The organism is Streptomyces sp. NPDC057280 (assembly GCF_042668605.1).
Classification (GTDB): Bacteria; Actinomycetota; Actinomycetes; order Streptomycetales; family Streptomycetaceae; genus Streptomyces.
Genome location: NZ_JBHUYR010000005.1, coordinates 431,490 through 447,724, shown reverse-complemented (window position 1 = coordinate 447,724; position 16,235 = coordinate 431,490). Strand labels below are relative to the sequence as shown.

The following is a 16,235-nucleotide window of genomic DNA, read 5'->3' as shown; positions in this document are numbered from 1 at the left end:
GGCCCGCGACGACACGTCCTGTCGCCACGGTCACCTGCCGCCCTCGGGGTGGCCGCCGGGCTGCCCGTCCTGCCGGCGCAGGTAGTCACTGAGCTCGTCGAGCTCGGCGCGCACCTGGTCGATGCGGGCGGGCGCGGGGCGCTGGGGGGCGGGTGGGGGCGTGTGGGGCGCGGGGGGTTGCGGCACGGGGTTCTGCAAGTGCGGCTGCGGGATCGGGGAGGGCGCCTGGGGCACGGTCGTGGCGGTGTACGGCGACTGCGGGAGGGGCGGCTGGGGGTGCGGCTGCGGATAGCCGTACGCGGGTGCGGGCGCCGGCGCCGGGGCGGGCTGCTGGGCGTACCCGCCGTAGCGGAGCTGGTGGAAGTGGCGTATGTCCGCGGAGAGGTAGTACGCGATCGCCGCGACCAGCGTGCCGAACAACAGGGCCATGCCGGTCCAGCCGCCCGCGGTGTGGATCTCGTCGCCCGGTTCGACGCCGATCAGCACGAGCCCGAGGGTGACCGCGGCGAGCGAGGCGACGAACAGGCCCCAGTCGAGCGCCCTGCGGGTCACCAGCGCCAGGCGCAGCAGCATCGCCCAGGAGAACAGGCCGATGGTGAAGATCCCGAGCACCACGAACAGCACACGCAGGACGACCAGCCATGCCGGGTGGGGCGGCTGCTTCACCGGCTGCGGGTAGCCGTGGCCATGCATGACAGCTCCTGGTGCCTCGGGTGGGCGTACGAGGGCGGCCGTCGCCCGGCAACCCCGTTCCTGCGATTGTCGCTTCGCGCGTACTCGCGCGTACAGGCGAGCGTATAGGCCGACACGGACAAGCGGTCCCGGGTTGTACCGAACCGTTGCCGCACTGATCACTTCTCGCGCCCGCGCAGGTCGGCGGAGGGGCGGCTTCCGCGCGGGGCGTGCGCCATGCGGGCGCGCCGGAGGGTCAGTCGGGGGCGACCGTGCCGTCCGTGAGGCCGTCGTACATCCCGCGCACGAGCTGCTCCCCGAGCCGGCCCGCGCGCCTGAGCGCCCGCTCGAACTCGTCGAGTGCGCGGAAGCGCGCGCCGTAGCGCCGTTGTTCGTCGAGCGGGAGCCGGGGCAGTTGGAGACGGCGCACGTCGAGACGGGTGGCGGTGGAGGCGTAGCTGCTGGCCTGGCGGTTGTTGGCGGTGCCGCGCAGGAAGCCGGCGAGGAACCAGGGGTCGAGCGCCGTGCGCTCGGGGCGCAGGAGCACGAGGTTGCGCCCCAGGGCGGCGCCCCCCGTCGCGTCGTCGATCACGCGCGCCATCGAGCCGCCGCCGAGCACCGGCACGACGACGTCGCCGGGCTCGACCAGCACGGCCTCCTCGTCGCTCTCCGGGAGCGAGCCGGAGGGTGCCGTACCGGCGAGGACGTCGTGGTCGGTGAGGACGGGCACGCGCGCGTGGCCGCCGTTTCCGCCGGTGCGCAGCACCAGGGCTCCCCCGCGCGCGAGTTCGCCGATGGTGGTGAGCGGCCAGCGCGGTACGGGGTGTGCGGCCTCGGCGGGCGGCGGGGTGAGGTCGGCGGTCAGGCGCAGGGTCGCGCCGAGGTCCTCGCGCACGGCGGTGAGTGCGCCGGTGCCCTCGGCCGCGGTCGGCGGCGGGAGGTGGCGGGCCGGGGCGAGGTCCACGTCGTCGTCGAGGAGGTCGATCACCGGCAGGGAGCGGGCGAGGCCGGGCCGTTCGTCGAGGGTGCCCGCGCGGTCGAAGGCGCGCCAGGCGTCGAGCACGGCCTCGCCGACGTCCCGCCAGTCGGGGCCGCCGCGCCCGTCGGCGGCGAACTGCCCGGTGTCGGCGAGCAGCACCTCGGGCTGCGCCGGCGCCTTCTCGGGCCGGCGCAGCACCCACAGGTGGAGCGGGATGTTGTACGGCGGCGCCGCGCCGACCGGCAGGGCGACGACCGCTCGCAGCGCGCCGCGGCGCAGCAGGTCGGCGCGGATGCGGCGGCCGGAGCGGCGGGAGGCGGCGGCGGGTGGCATGAGGAGGACGGCGGTGCCGCCGTCCTTGAGGCGGGCGAGCGCGTGCTGGACCCAGGCCAGCTCGGACTCGGTGCGGGCCGGGAAGCCGTACTCCCAGCGGGGGTCGTAGGCGAGTTCGTCGTGCCCCCAGTTGCGCTCGTTGAAGGGCGGGTGGCACAGGACGGCGTCGGCGTGCAGCCGGGGGTGGGCGTCGGCCCGCAGGGTGTCGCCGGTGGCGGCGCGGACGACGGCCCTGGTGTGCAGGGCGAGCCGGAGCGCGGTGAGGGCGGCGAGTTCGGGGGCGCTGTCCTGGGCGTAGAGCTCCTGGTCGGGGCGGGTGGTGACGGCGCGCAGGAGGGCGCCGGTGCCGCAGGCCGGGTCGAGGACGGTGCGGGCGGGGCCGGCCAGGTCGGCCATGAGACCGGCGAGGTCGGTGGGGGTGAGCGTGTACTGGCGCGGGTTGGCGTCGAGGTGCCGGCCGAGCAGGAACTCGAAGGTCTGCCGGGCGCCCAGCTCGGCGGCGAGTTCGGCGGTGCCGCGCAGGAGGGGCGTGGAGGGGAGGAGGTCGGGGCCGGTGGGGAGGTGAACGGCGGGGTGGGTGTTCACAGCGGCGTCGGGGGCGGATGTGTTCACACGGTCGGCGTGAGTGCCTGGAGCACTGCCCGCCGGGGTGTTCACACGGTCGGCGTGAGTGCGTGGAGCGCCGCCCGCCGGGGTGTTCACACGGTCGCCGCCCGCGTGAGCGGCGTTCACAGCGCGGGGCGCGGTGCCGGGGCGCGGCGAGTTCACAGCACGCCATGAGTTCACAGCCGAGACCGGGCCGAAGCGCGGCGTCAGCACCTCCTCCAGCGCGCCGGGGAGCATCGCGGCGAGCCGCTCGTCGGAGCCGGCGCTCACCTCCAGCCAGACGGTGGGCCGGTCGTGGATGAGCAGCAGCACACATCCGGCGTGGGTGAGCGCGGCGACCGGGCCCTCGGGGTGGCCGACGAGCTGCTGCCAGACGCGCTCGCGCAACGGGACCTCGGCGAGTTTCCCCTGCTTGCGCAGCCAGGCCTCCACCTCGGCGAGGGCGAAGGACGGGCTGGTCTCGGTGCCGCCGACCGGCTTGGGGAAGTCGGCGTGGCGGCGGCGCCAGTTGCTGACGGCGGCTCGTCCGACCCCGGCGAGCCGGGCGATCCCGGCGGCGGTCACCTCTGTGGCGTTGTCCTGCACCGGCCCGCTCCCTCGTCGTCCCTGCACGCGTGTCCCTGGGCACATCCCCGTACACGTCCGCTGCGCGTGTGACGCCGAGCATAGCGGCGTATGCAAGATCTACCCATTCACGGGCGTGTACGCGAGACATTGCGTGAACCGTGTTGACTCGGTTCACAGCCTCTGCTCTTATTGACCCAGCGAACGAGCGACAGCCGAGCAGCGGCTGTCACCGTGCCGGGAGGGGACACAGTCATGGGCATGAAGGGCAAGATCGCGCTGGGGGCCGTCGTGGGGATCGTCGTCATCGGCGCCGTGTCGGCGAACTCCGGTGACGACTCCGACGGGGGTTCCAAGAGCAGCGACAAGGGCTCTTCGTCGTCCGCTCAGGCGAAGCCCGGGGGCGGCAAGGAGAAGGGGTCCGCCGATGCCGCTGAGGCCGCCGAGGAGAAGGTCGCCTTCGAGGGGGACGGCCAGTTCCAGGTCGGCTCGGACGTCAAGCCCGGCACCTACCGCACCTCCGGCAACGAGGACGGCATGTGCTACTGGGAGCGCGCCAAGGACGCCTCGGGCGAGATGGACTCGCTGCTCGCCAACGACAATGTCACCGGCACCAGTTACGTCACCATCAAGGCCACCGACAAGATCTTCAAGTCGAGCGACTGCAACGACTGGGAGGCCGTCGACACCAAGGCCAAGGGTTCGCCCGCTTCCAAGATGGCCGGCGACGGTGGCATGTTCAGAGTCGGCGCGGACATCGCGCCCGGCACGTACAAGTCCATCGGCAACGAGGACGACATGTGCTACTGGGAGCGCACCAAGGACGCCGAGCACGGCCTCGACTCGATCATCGCGAACGACAACGTCTCCGGCAGCGCCGTCGTCACGATCAGCGCCAAGGACACCTACTTCAAGACGTCCGGCTGCACGGACTGGAAGAAGACCGGCTGACACCGGCCCCCGTACGGCGAGATCCGCCCGGCTCCGCTGACGGACCCGCGGCACGTCTCGCCGTACCCGCTCATCCCACCGCCTCACCATCGGGGAATTCCCATGCGTCACACCGCACTTGCCACCCTCTGCCTCGCCGCCGCGGCCACGCTCTCTCTCACCGGCTGCCAGTCCGGGCAGGACAAGGCCGACAGCAAGCCGGACAAGGCCGGCTCCAGCGCGGCGGGTTCGCCCTCGCCCAGCAAGAGCGAGGCGAAGGAGCCCTTCGCCGGACTCACCGGCGCCGAGATCGCCGACAAGGCCGTCGAGGCCACGACCGGTGCCTCGTCGCTGCGGATGAAGGGGGACGTCCCCGACGACGAGTCGGGCGGCACCATCACGATCGACATGGCCCTGAACAGGAAGGGCGAGTGCGCCGGCACGATGAGCATGGGCGGCCAGGGCAAGGCCGACCTGATCAAGGTCGGTGACACCGTCTACATGAAGTACGACGAGAAGTTCCTGCGCGAGCAGAGCAAGGGCGAGAAGAAGTCGGACGTCGACGCGGCCGTGGCGCTGCTCGCCGGGAAGTGGACCAAGATGTCCGCGAAGGGCAAGGACGCCAAGGACATCGCGAGCTTCTGCGACCTCGACACGGTCCTCGGCGACGCCGACGACGCCGAGACGGACGCCTCGCGCGGAAAGACGACCACCGTGGACGGCACGCCCGCGATCGTGCTGAACGAGCGGGACGGCAAGGAGCGTTACACCCTGTACGTCGCCACCGAGGGCAAGCCGTACCTGCTGCGCGTGGACAGCGTCTCCGCGAAGGACCCGGGCAGCCTCACCTTCAGCGACTACGACAAGAAGGTCCCGGCGCAGAAGCCCGGCGGCGAGATCCTGGACCTGGACGCGCTGGGCGGCTGAGCCCCGCGCCGTCTAGAGCGGGTGCCGCATCCACACATTGGGCTCGACGTACACCGCGTACCCCCGCTCCGGCTCGCAGCGCACCGGCACCAGCGCCCCGGGCACCTCGATGTCGCCTTGGGTGTCGAAGGGCAGCCCGGTCCAGCGGCGCCACTGCTCCAGTGAGCCGACCACCGTCATGGACGCCGGCGCCACCGCCTCGATGGTGGCGCCGGCTCTGGCGTGCACGCGCAGCCACGGGTCGTGCGGGAGCCCGTCGGGGCGCACGCGGCGGGCGTACTCCTCGATGGGGGTGTGCGGTTCGAGGTGTTTGGCGCTGGGGCGGACCGGGGCGACGACCTCGTCGAAGCCGTGGGCGCGGGCGTTGTCCCGCATCGCCGAGAGCATGCGGCCGGACAGGCCCTTGCCCTGGAGGTCGGGCCGGACGTTGATGGCGATCGCACTGACCGTGTCGGGCCGTGTCCCGCGGCGCAGGTCGGCGAAGGCCCACAGGAGGACTTCGTCCCAGCCCCGGGCGGGCAGTGCGCCCCGCCCCTCGGCGTCGAGGGCGACGGGCACGCTGAACCCGGTGGCGACGACCTCGCCCCGCTCGTCCTCGGCGAACAGCACATACGCCGGGAACTCCCTGGCGATCCGGCCGTAGTGGTAGTCACCCACGAGGTCGCGGGTGACGAACTCCGGCCAGCTGTCGGCCATCCCGACCACCCGCTCGAGGTCGTCGGGACGCTCGGCGAGACTCGACACCTTCCATTCCATGCGGCCACCGTAGGCGGGCGGCGACAGCGGCGGGAACCGGATTTCCGGACCGCGACGGCGCCCTCGGCCGGGGCCGGCGGCCGGCCGCACGGCGGGACCGGCGGCCGGCCGTATGGCGGGATCGGTGGCCGGGCCGTACGGCGGGGTCAGCCGCCGCACTGGGTCAGCATCATCTCCTTGTCCGCCTTCGTCACGGGCAGTTCGTACTTCAGGGCGACCTGTGCGAAGCGCACGACGTACGAGCAGCGGATGACCTTGTTCGGCGGCAGCCAGGAGGCCGGTCCCGAGTCGCTCTTGGAGCCGTTGGTGGGGCCGTCGACCGGGATCAGGTTGAGCGGGTCGTTGGCGATGTCCTCGCGCTTGCCCTTCGTCCACCGCGCGGCGCCCATCTGCCAGTCGTACGACAACGGCATGACGTGGTCGATCTGCACCGTCGTGGCACGGGCCTTGACCCAGTCGATCTCCTTGCCGGTGTAGGGGTCGGCCAGGGTCATGGAGGTGACGACGCAGTCCGAGCCGGAGCGGAAGCGGACGTCGTCGCCGTCGCGCTTGAGGAGGTCGTTGCGGGTGTCGCAGCCGTTGTGCGAGAAGGGGACGCCGCCGGGGGCGGAGTCCATCCAGGCGTAGCCGAACTCGTCGCGGTCGTAGCCGGTCTTTGGGCCGCGGCCCTTGGTCGCCACCTTCGCTATGAGGTCCCGGGCCTTCGCCTTGTCGGCGTCGGAGGTGATGGCCGCGAGGCCCGGTTTGGTGCCGTCCGGGTTGTCCAGCGGGCTCACGGCACGACCGGAGCCGACGGCCGGGTCGGCGCCCGAGGGCTCGCTGTCCGAGGGCAGGTCGACGCCCTCGCATCCGGTGAGCAGTACGACCATGCCGAGCATCGCGGCGGCGACCGCCGCCCCACCCCTCAGACGCGTCACGGTGCGTCCCTCCCCTTGTTCTGTTCGTCTCCGCCCCGCACAGGCAGCTCCTGCCGGTACTCACCGTAGCGGGCGAGAGGTCCAGACCATATGGGGTCTCAAGGGGCATCACTCGCATCTCGGGCGTATCGTCGAATCGAGTCACCTCCGGAAGGAGCTCTGGATGGGCATCTTCGACAGGTTCAAGAGCAACCGCCAGATGCAGGACAAGGCCAAGGGCATGTCCGACATGGCGGAGAGAAAGGCCAACGAGAAGACAGGCAACAAGTACGAGAGCCAAGTCGACGACGCGCAGCAGAAGATCGAAGGCGCGATGGGCATGGACCGAGACAGGCCCGAGCAGCCGTAAGGCCGGAGGCCCACGGAGGAACACGAAACCGTGGAGGCCGCCTGCGGGGACCAGTTCTCCCGCGGGCGGCTTCGTCCGTCCCGCGCCCGGGGAGCGCCCGGCCGGGAGGTCGCCCACGGCTGCATCAGCAGCTCCACGCGGTCGGTCCCGGTGCCGTATCCCGGGATCGGATCGCCGTAGGAACCCTCCGGGTCCATGAAGACCGGCTTGCCGAGCCGTTCAGCCGCGTTCCACGACGAGGGTCGAGCAGTGACTGCCAGCTTCACACCTTCCCGATCCCCAGCGTCGACTCCGATGGCAGCAACCCCGAGGACAGCACCGCCACCCAATAGTCACCGAGCAGTTCGACGAGCCGGTCGATCTCGGTCGGCGCGAGCGACTGCCACGGGGCGACGGCGAGTTGGTCGGTGTGCTCCTCGACGCGGCGGCGCAGAGTGCGGCCCACGTCCGTGGCCGTCCCGTCGGCGTCGACCAGGCCGCGCGCGACAAGGCGTTCGCGGGCGGCCGTCCATTCCGCCTCGCTCCAGCCGCGGCTCTCGAAGCGCTCGACGGACGCGGCACCTATCGCCGCGAAGGAGACGAGCGACTCGGTCGGGTCGAGACCGGCGACCAGCAAAGCGGCGAGGTGGCCGTCGCCGCGGTGCTCGCGCAGGATCGTCGCCGCCTGCCACAGCTGCAGGTGCGGGGCGTCGGGCCACTCCAGCGCGGCGTTGGCCGCGGCCAGCGGGCGGCCCGCGGTGTTCGCCGCCTCGGCCGCACGCCGGGCGAGGGCGGCGGCCTCCGCCAGTTCGGGACTGTCGACGCGGTCGCCGAACATCGCGCGGTACGCCCGGTCGATGCCCCGCAATCGCGCCGCCAGCACCTCCTCCGGCGGCGCTGTGCCCCACGCGGTGTCGACATGCTCGGCGACCATGCGCGGGCTGAAGCTGTAGAAGGCGGACGTCACGCGCCCGGCGTCCACCGCCCCCAACGGCGCGGCGCGGAAGGGGAAGTAGCTCGGCCAGCGCTCCTTCGTGTCGAAGCCGAGCGCCGCCGCCTCCTCGAAGACCTCCGGCGCGTAGTAGAGGACCGCGTGCAGGGGCTCCAGCAGGTGCCAGAGCTGACGCGCCCGGGCCGGCTCCACGCCGCCGACGACGCCGGTCCCACCCTCGTGCTGTGACATGCCACGCCTCCTCGTCGTATCGAAGTCGCATCGAAGCCGGTGGGAGCCGCTCGGCCACCCACCGCACAACTTGACACTGACAAGATTGCCTCGGCCGCCCGAACTTGTCAATGCCTAGATTGGGCGTACGCTGCTGTCCATGGCACCTGCGGACACCGACAGCACCAAGCCGGCCGCGCGCCGGCCCTATCACCACGGCGACCTGCGCCGCGCGATCCTCACCGCCGCGCTCGACGTCATCGCCGCCGACGGGCCCACCGCGCTGAGCCTGCGCGACCTCGCCCGCCGGGCCGGCGTCTCGCACGCGGCCCCCGCGCACCACTTCAAGGACCGCACCGGTCTGCTGACTTCGATCGCCGCCGAGGGCTTCGGGCTACTGGCGACCACGCTCCGTCAGGCCTCGGACCTCAAGGAGGCGGGCGTGCGCTACGTGCGCTTCGCACGCGAGCACCCCGCGCACTTCCAGGTGATGTTCGCGCCCGGGCTGCTGCGCACCGACGACCTCGAGCTCACCACGGCGCGCGCCCTCGCGGGTGACGCCCTGCGCGAGTCGGTGTCCGCCGTGGACCCCGGCGACGTCGACCCCCGCCTCGCCGGTGTCGCCGCCTGGTCCCTTGCCCACGGTTTCGCGACGCTCCTCCTGAGCCACAACCTGGACGGCCCGGTGGGCGAGCAGGACCCCGAGGAGGTGTTCCGGACGCTCGCGGCAACGCTGTTCCGCTGACCGGCATCCATGCTCAGAGACGCCGGAAAGCAACGGGACACCGGAAACCAACAGGGCGCCGGACCCGACAGCCCGTGCCCCGGCGCCACACCGCCCGGCGCCCGACCCCACCCCGCTGAGAACCGCTACGCCCCGCCGAGGCCCACTACGACCCCAGGATCGACGTCAGGAACTCCCCGACCCACCCCAGCAACTCCCGCCCGACCAACGGCTTCCCGCCCACCTTCGCCGTCTTCGGGCGCGGCACCAGCACCTGGTGCACGGCCGGCTTGATGACCGTCCCCGGGTACAGCCGCTTGAGGCGCAGTTCCTGCGACTCCCGCAACTCCACCGGCGCGAAGCGGATGTTGGTGCCCTGCAGGACGATCTCGCCGACACCGCACGCGCGGGCCAGCATCCGCAGGCCCGCCACCAGCAGCAGGTTCTCCACCGGCTCCGGCAACTTGCCGTAGCGGTCGACGAGTTCCTCCCGTACGGCCTTGACGTCCTCCTCGGTGTTGGCCGAGGCGATCGCCCGGTAGGCCTGCAGGCGGAGCCGCTCGCCGGGTGCGTAGTCGTGCGGGACGTGGGCGTCGACCGGGAGCTCGATCTTGACCTCCAGCGGCGGCTCCTCCTCGACACCGCCCTCCAGGGAGGCCCGGTAGTCCGCGACCGCCTCGCCGACCATGCGGACGTACAGATCGAAGCCGACGCCCGCGATGTGACCGGACTGCTCGCCGCCGAGCAGGTTGCCCGCGCCACGGATCTCCAGGTCCTTCATGGCCACGTACATGCCCGCGCCCATCTCCGTGTGCTGGGCGATGGTGGCCAGGCGCTCGTGAGCCGTCTCCGTCAGCGGCTTCTCCGGCGGGTAGAGGAAGTAGGCGTAGCCTCGCTCCCGCCCTCGGCCCACCCGGCCCCGCAGCTGATGCAGCTGCGACAGGCCGAAGTTGTCGCCGCGCTCCACGATCAGCGTGTTGGCGTTGGAGATGTCGATGCCGGATTCCACGATCGTCGTCGACACCAGCACGTCGAACTTCTTCTCCCAGAAGTCGACGACGACCTGCTCCAGCGCCGACTCCGACATCTGGCCGTGGGCCGTCGCGATCCGCGCCTCGGGGACGATCTCGCGCAGCCGGGCGGCCGCGCGGTCGATCGACTCCACCCGGTTGTGGATGTAGAAGACCTGGCCCTCACGCAGCAGTTCACGGCGGATGGCCGCGCCGATCTGCTTCTCCTCGTACGGGCCGACGAAGGTGAGGACCGGGTGGCGCTCCTCCGGCGGGGTCGTGATCGTCGACATCTCGCGGATGCCGGTGACGGCCATCTCCAGGGTCCTGGGGATGGGGGTTGCGGACATCGTCAGGACGTCGACGTTGGCGCGGAGCTTCTTCAGCTGCTCCTTGTGCTCGACGCCGAAGCGCTGCTCCTCGTCGACGATGACCAGACCCAGGTCCTTGAACTTGGTCTCGGAGGAGAACAGGCGGTGGGTGCCGATGACGACGTCCACCGAGCCGTCCTTCAGGCCCTCCAGGACCGCCTTCGCCTCCGTGTCCGTCTGGAAGCGGCTCAACGCGCGGACGTTCACCGGGAACTGGGAGTAGCGCTCGGAGAAGGTGCCGAAGTGCTGCTGCACCAGGAGCGTCGTCGGGACGAGCACCGCGACCTGCTTGCCGTCCTGCACCGCCTTGAAGGCGGCGCGCACCGCGATCTCCGTCTTGCCGTAGCCGACGTCGCCGCAGATCAGGCGGTCCATGGGGACCGACTTCTCCATGTCCTCCTTGACCTCGGCGATGGTGGTCAGCTGGTCGGGGGTCTCGGCGTACGGGAAGGCGTCCTCCAGCTCGCGCTGCCAGGGCGTGTCCGGGCCGAAGGTGTGGCCGGGGGCGGCCATGCGGGCGCTGTAGAGCCTGATCAGGTCGGCGGCGATCTCCTTGACGGCCTTCTTCGCGCGGGCCTTGGTCTTCGTCCAGTCGGCGCCGCCGAGGCGGTGCAGGGTGGGGGCCTCGCCGCCGACGTACTTGGTGATCTGCTCCAGCTGGTCGGTGGGGATGTAGAGGCGGTCGCCGGGCTGGCCGCGCTTGGCGGGGGCGTACTCGACGACGAGGTACTCGCGCGTGGCACCCTGCACGGTCCGCTGGACCATCTCGATGTAGCGGCCCACGCCGTGCTGTTCGTGGACGATGTAGTCACCCGCCTCCAGGGTGAGCGGGTCGATGGTCTTGCGGCGCCGGGCGGGCATCCGGGCGCCGTCCTTGCCGGCCGCCTTCTGGCCGGTCAGGTCGGTCTCGGTGAGGACGGCGAGCTTCAGCGTCGGGTCGATGAAGCCGTAGTCGATCGAGCCGCACGCCACGTGCACGACGGACGGGGAGATCTCCCCCAGCTCGCCCGTTTTTGAATCAGATGCAGCCAGACGGGCCGCGATGCCTTCCCCGCCGAGCACCTCGACCGTGCGGGCGGCGGGGCCGTGGCCCTCGGTCACGAAGACCGTGCGCCAGCCCTCGGCGAGCCAGCCCTTGGTGTCGGCGAGGGCCTTGGCGGTGTCGCCGCGGTAGGTCTCGGGCGCGTGCATGCCGAGCTTGAGGGTGTCCGCCTCCAGCTCCAGGTCGGCGGCGAACGGCGACACCGACCACCACATCATGTCCAGCTCGCGCGCCCGGTCCCGGACGTCGGCGATGGACCACAGGGAGGCCGCGCCGACGTCGATCGGCGCCTCGCCGCCGCCCGCGGTGGCCGCCCAGGAGGCCTGCAGGAACTCCTGCGAGGTCGCCACCAGGTCCGCGGCACGCGTGCGTACCCGCTCCGGGTCGCACACGACGGCCATGGCGCCCTTCGGCAGCACGTCGAGCAGCAGCTCCATGTCGTCGACGAGGACCGGCGCGAGGGACTCCATGCCCTCCACGGCGATGCCCTCGGCGATCTTGCCGAGCAGCTCGCCGAGTTCGGGGTGCTCCTCGGCGAGGGCGGCGGCACGCGCGCGTACCTCGTCGGTGAGGAGCAGTTCGCGGCAGGGCGGGGCCCACAGTCCGTGTTCGGCGATCTCCAGGGAGCGCTGGTCGGCGACCTTGAAGTAGCGGATCTCCTCGACGTCGTCGCCCCAGAACTCGATGCGGAGGGGGTGCTCCTCGGTGGGCGGGAAGACGTCCAGGATGCCGCCGCGGACGGCGAACTCGCCGCGCTTCTCGACGAGCTCCACGCGCGCGTAGGCGGCGGCCGCGAGGGCTTCGACGATCGTGTTCAGGTCGGCGTTCTGCCCCGTGCGCAGGGCGACGGGCTCCAGGTCGCCGAGGCCCTTGACCTGCGGCTGGAGCACCGAGCGGACAGGGGCCACGACCACCGACACCGGGCCGGTCTCGGGGTCGTCGGCGCGCGGGTGGGCCAGGCGGCGCAGGACGGCGAGGCGGCGGCCGACGGTGTCGCTGCGCGGGCTGAGCCGCTCGTGCGGCAGCGTCTCCCAGGAGGGGTACTCGACGACGCCCTCGGAGGGCAGCAGCGAGCGCAGGGCCGCCGCCAGGTCCTCCGCCTCACGGCCCGTCGCCGTCACCGCCAGCACCGGGCGGCCGGCCTCGCGGGCCAGCGCGGCGATCGCGAAGGGGCGGGCCGCCGGGGGGCCGACCAGGTCGACATGCATACGGTTGCCGTCCGCGGCCGCGGTGATCGCTTCCGCGAGGGCGGTGTCCTTGACTACGGCGTCGAGCAGACCGTGCAGGCTCATGGAGAGGGGCTTTCCGTCCTGGGAGGGGGGCGACACGAGGGTGGGCGGGCAACACGAAGGGCCCGACACGGTGACCGGCCGGGGGGTATCCAGCGTACGTCGCTGCGCGCGGCGCTGCCGGGCCTGTGGATAACGCCGGTTCCCGCCGGTTCCGCGCACCCACGGAAACGAACGGGCCCGGCGCCGAGAAGTCCCCCGTGACTTCTCGGCGCCGGGCCCTTGCTCCCCCGTCGGCTGTGGCTACTCGGTGGCGATCGCGTTCAGGACGTTCATCCGTCCCGCCCGGAACGCCGGGACCAGGGCGGCGAACAGGCCCACGAAGGCCGATCCGACGAACACCCCGATGATCGTCGGCCAGGGGATGTCGAGGACGTTCAGGCCCTCCAGGGCGAGCAGCTTCTGCGCGGTGGCGCCCCAGCCCATGCCCAGCCCCAGGCCCAGCAGGGCACCGAAGAGGGCGATGACCACCGACTCCATGCGGATCATCCGGCGCAGCTGCCGCCGCGAGAGGCCGATGGCCCGCATCAGGCCGATCTCCCGGGTCCGCTCGACGACGGACAGCGCCAGGGTGTTCACGACACCGAGGACCGCCACGATGATCGCCAGGGCCAGCAGGCCGTAGACCATGTTGAGCAGCTGGCCGATCTGGTCCTTCAGCTCCTGCTTGTAGTCGGTCTGGTCGCGCACCTGGTACTGCGGGTACTCGTCCAGCGACTTCTTCAGGGCGGCGTAGGCCTGCTTCTCCTGGCCGTCCTTGGCCTTGGCGAACATGATCGTGTTCGGCGGGATCTGGTCGGCGGGGACGTACTGCTTCATCGTCGCGATGGAGAGGTAGCGTGCCCCCTGGTCCAGCGCCGAGTCGTCGTCGGTGATGGCCGCGACCTTCAGCTTCGCCGTCCTGCCGCCCTTGAAGGCGACGGAGATGGTGTCGCCGACGTGGACGCCGTGGTCCTTGGCGTAGTCGGAGCCGACGGACATGGCGTCCTTGCCGTAGGCGGCGGAGAGGGTGCCCTCCGTCGTGGCGCGACGCAGGTCCTGGGCGTACGTCGGGTCGGCCGCCGTCACCTCGGAGTCGTCCTTCTTGCCGTCGGGCGAGGTCAGGACCGCCGCGACCTCCTTGTACGAGGTCACGTGGGCCAGGCCCGGGGTCTGCTCCATGGCCTTCTGGGCCTGCGGGACGATCCGCTGGTTGCCCTGGACGATGAAGTCCGCGCCGACCGACTTGTCGAGCTCGGAGGTGGCCGAGGCGACCATGGAGGATCCGACCACCGAAAGGCAGGCCACCAGGGCCAGGCCGATCATCAGGGCGGCGCCCGTGGCGCCCGTACGGCGGGGGTTGCGCAGGGCGTTGCGCTCGGCCATGCGGCCGACCGGGCCGAAGCCCCGCAGGATCAGCGCGCTGATGACGCGGACGACCCCGCCCGCCAGGAGCGGGCCGATGACGACGAAGCCGATCAGGGAGAGGACGACGCCTCCGGCCAGCAGCAGCGAGCCGTCCTTGGCCGTGTCGGCGGTGGCGGCGGCGTAGAGGGCGTAACCGCCCGCGCCGGTCAGGAGGAGCCCGATCAGGCCGCGCACCCAGCCGGCCTTGCCGTCGGCCGGGTTGCCGGCGTCGCGCAGGGCGGCCATCGGGGAGACCTTGCCGGCCCGGCGGGCGGGCAGGTAGGCGGCGAGGACGGTGACGACGACACCGAGGACCAGGCCGGCCACGGGGGTGGAGGTCTTGACGGTGAGGTCGTCGGTGGAGAGGTTCATGCCGGTCATGGACATGAGCTTCATCAGGCCGATCGCGATGCCGACACCGGCGCCGACGCCGAGGATCGAGCCGACGAAGCCGAGCAGCAGCGCCTCGACCAGCACGGAACGGTTGACCTGCTTGCGGGAGGAGCCGATGGCCCGCATCAGGCCGATCTCGCGGGTGCGCTGGGCGACCAGCATGGAGAAGGTGTTGATGATCAGGAAGATGCCGACCAGGAACGCGATCCCGGCGAAGCCGAGCATGGCGTACTTGATGACGTTCATGAACTCGCCGACGTCCTCGCGGTTCTCGTCGGCGTTCTCCTTGGCCGTCTGGATCTTGTACGAGCCGTCCAGGGCCTTGGTGACGTTCTGCTTGAGCCGGGTGTCGCTGACGCCGGAGGCGGCGGTGGCGAAGACCTGGGTGAAGCGGCCCTCGGAGCCGAGGAGTTCACGCTGGGCGGTGGCGGTGTCGAAGTAGACGATCGCCGCGCCGGGGTTGGTGACCTTGAAGGTGGCGATGCCGACGATCTTCGCCTTGAAGTCACCGACGACGGAGATGGTGCGCAGCTCGTCGCCGATCTTCAGGTGGTGCTTGTCGGCGGTGTCCGCGTCGACCATGGTCTCGGTCGGCCCGCGCGGGGCGTGCCCGGAGGTGATCTCCATGGACCGCAGGTCGCCCTTGGTCCAGTTGCCCGCGATGGTGGGGGCGCCGTTGGACGACCCCATGTTCTTGTTCTCGTCGTCGACGACCGTCACGTTCATCGAACTGACGCCGCCCTCGGCGGACTTCACACCGTCCGCCTTCGCGACCTGCTGGACGATCGAGGCCGGCAGGGAGGCGGGCTTGCCGTTCTGCGGGGTGTCGTCGCTCTTGGCCTCCTTCGGGGAGACCGTGACGTCGGAGGCGGTGGTGGCGAAGAGCTTGTCGAACGTGGTGTTCATGGTGTCGGTGAACACCAGCGTGCCGCACACGAACGCCACCGACAGCAGCACCGCCACGGCCGAGAGGGCCATGCGCCCCTTGTGCGCGAAGAAGTTGCGCATCGAGGTCTTCATGACGGTCATGACGTGCGCCCCCGGGCGTCGAAGTCCTTCATGCGGTCCAGGACGGCGTCCGCGGTCGGCTTGAGCATCTCGTCGACGATCCGGCCGTCGGCCAGGTACAGGACGCGGTCGGCGTAGGAGGCGGCGACCGGGTCGTGGGTGACCATGACGATGGTCTGGCCGAGCTCGTCCACGGAGCGGCGCAGGAAGCCCAGTACCTCGGCGCCCGCGCGTGAGTCGAGGTTTCCGGTCGGCTCGTCACCGAAGATGATCTCCGGCCGGGCGGCCAGCGCCCGGGCCACGGCGACGCGCTGCTGCTGGCCGCCGGAGAGCTGGGTGGGCCGGTGCTTGAGCCGCGAGGACAGCCCGACCGTCTCCACGACCCTCGCCAGCCACTGCTTGTCCGGCTTGCGGCCCGCGATGTCCATGGGCAGCGTGATGTTCTCGAGCGCATTGAGTGTGGGCAGCAGATTGAACGCCTGGAAGATGAAGCCGATCCGGTCCCGGCGCAGCTGCGTGAGCTTCTTGTCCTTCAGCCCGGTGATCTCGGTGTCGTCCAGGTAGATCTGGCCGCTGCTGACGGTGTCGAGCCCGGCGAGGCAGTGCATGAGCGTGGACTTGCCGGACCCCGAGGGGCCCATGATCGCGGTGAACTGGCCGCGTGCGATGTCCACGTCCACGTGGTCGAGGGCGACGACACGGGTCTCGCCGGACCCGTACGCCTTCACGACCTGCCGCGCCCGCGCGGCAACGGCCGTAGTCCCTCCAGTGCCCCCGTGCCTGGTGATGGTCACAGCCGATGTCACGGTATGTCTCCTATGTCGGTCAGCGAATGAAG

12 protein-coding genes are annotated in these 16,235 nt (G+C 71.4%); 4 read left to right on the top strand and 8 right to left on the bottom strand.

All coding sequences use genetic code 11. The features are described 5' to 3' along the window. Positions 1-30: 30 nt before the first annotated feature. Both ACFUO4_RS29560 and ACFUO4_RS29555 read right to left on the bottom strand, forming a co-directional pair. Complete coding sequence (locus ACFUO4_RS29560; protein WP_383490601.1) at positions 31-693, bottom strand: hypothetical protein; 663 nt, start codon at positions 691-693, stop codon at positions 31-33. Between the two features lie 235 nt (positions 694-928). Continuing rightward, entirely contained in the window at positions 929-3,175 is a 2,247-nt protein-coding gene (locus tag ACFUO4_RS29555) for an N-6 DNA methylase (protein WP_383490599.1), read from the bottom strand. 234 nt (positions 3,176-3,409) lie between these two features. On the opposite strand from ACFUO4_RS29555, the gene ACFUO4_RS29550 reads away from it, so the two are divergent. Together ACFUO4_RS29550 and ACFUO4_RS29545 are read left to right on the top strand one after the other, a co-directional pair. Next, positions 3,410-4,105, top strand: coding sequence for a hypothetical protein (locus tag ACFUO4_RS29550; RefSeq protein WP_383490597.1), 696 nt, complete (start codon positions 3,410-3,412; stop codon positions 4,103-4,105). Positions 4,106-4,207: 102 nt separating this feature from the next. Continuing rightward, positions 4,208-5,011, top strand: coding sequence for a hypothetical protein (locus ACFUO4_RS29545; RefSeq protein ID WP_383490595.1), 804 nt, complete (start codon positions 4,208-4,210; stop codon positions 5,009-5,011). A gap of 12 nt (positions 5,012-5,023) precedes the next feature. Here the strand turns inward: ACFUO4_RS29545 and ACFUO4_RS29540 are convergent, their stop codons facing one another. Together ACFUO4_RS29540 and ACFUO4_RS29535 are read right to left on the bottom strand one after the other, a co-directional pair. Further along, on the bottom strand, positions 5,024-5,767 hold the full coding sequence (locus tag ACFUO4_RS29540) for an N-acetyltransferase (RefSeq protein WP_383490593.1): 744 nt from the start codon (positions 5,765-5,767) through the stop codon (positions 5,024-5,026). Positions 5,768-5,913: 146 nt separating this feature from the next. Then, entirely contained in the window at positions 5,914-6,645 is a 732-nt protein-coding gene (locus ACFUO4_RS29535; RefSeq protein ID WP_079313001.1) for an HNH endonuclease family protein, read from the bottom strand. A gap of 202 nt (positions 6,646-6,847) precedes the next feature. On the opposite strand from ACFUO4_RS29535, the gene ACFUO4_RS29530 reads away from it, so the two are divergent. Continuing rightward, complete coding sequence (locus tag ACFUO4_RS29530; RefSeq protein ID WP_079312993.1) at positions 6,848-7,033, top strand: antitoxin; 186 nt, start codon at positions 6,848-6,850, stop codon at positions 7,031-7,033. A gap of 262 nt (positions 7,034-7,295) precedes the next feature. Here the strand turns inward: ACFUO4_RS29530 and ACFUO4_RS29525 are convergent, their stop codons facing one another. After that, on the bottom strand, positions 7,296-8,195 hold the full coding sequence (locus tag ACFUO4_RS29525) for a hypothetical protein (RefSeq protein WP_383490591.1): 900 nt from the start codon (positions 8,193-8,195) through the stop codon (positions 7,296-7,298). A gap of 139 nt (positions 8,196-8,334) precedes the next feature. Here ACFUO4_RS29525 and ACFUO4_RS29520 point away from each other — a divergent pair, with 139 nt between their 5' ends. Then, positions 8,335-8,919 carry a TetR/AcrR family transcriptional regulator gene (locus ACFUO4_RS29520; RefSeq protein WP_383490589.1) on the top strand — a complete coding sequence of 195 codons (585 nt, stop codon included), beginning with the start codon at positions 8,335-8,337 and terminating at the stop codon, positions 8,917-8,919. Between the two features lie 145 nt (positions 8,920-9,064). Here ACFUO4_RS29520 and mfd read toward each other — a convergent pair whose 3' ends face one another. The 3 genes from mfd to ACFUO4_RS29505 form a co-directional block, all read right to left on the bottom strand. Continuing rightward, entirely contained in the window at positions 9,065-12,613 is a 3,549-nt protein-coding gene (gene mfd / locus ACFUO4_RS29515; protein WP_383490587.1) for a transcription-repair coupling factor, read from the bottom strand. A gap of 240 nt (positions 12,614-12,853) precedes the next feature. Continuing rightward, a complete protein-coding gene (locus tag ACFUO4_RS29510) occupies positions 12,854-15,418 on the bottom strand; it encodes an ABC transporter permease (RefSeq protein WP_383490585.1) in 2,565 nt (854 codons plus the stop codon). After that, entirely contained in the window at positions 15,415-16,203 is a 789-nt protein-coding gene (locus ACFUO4_RS29505; protein WP_079312862.1) for an ABC transporter ATP-binding protein, read from the bottom strand. Before ACFUO4_RS29505 ends, ACFUO4_RS29510 begins: the two co-directional genes overlap by 4 nt. Positions 16,204-16,235: the final 32 nt, after the last annotated feature.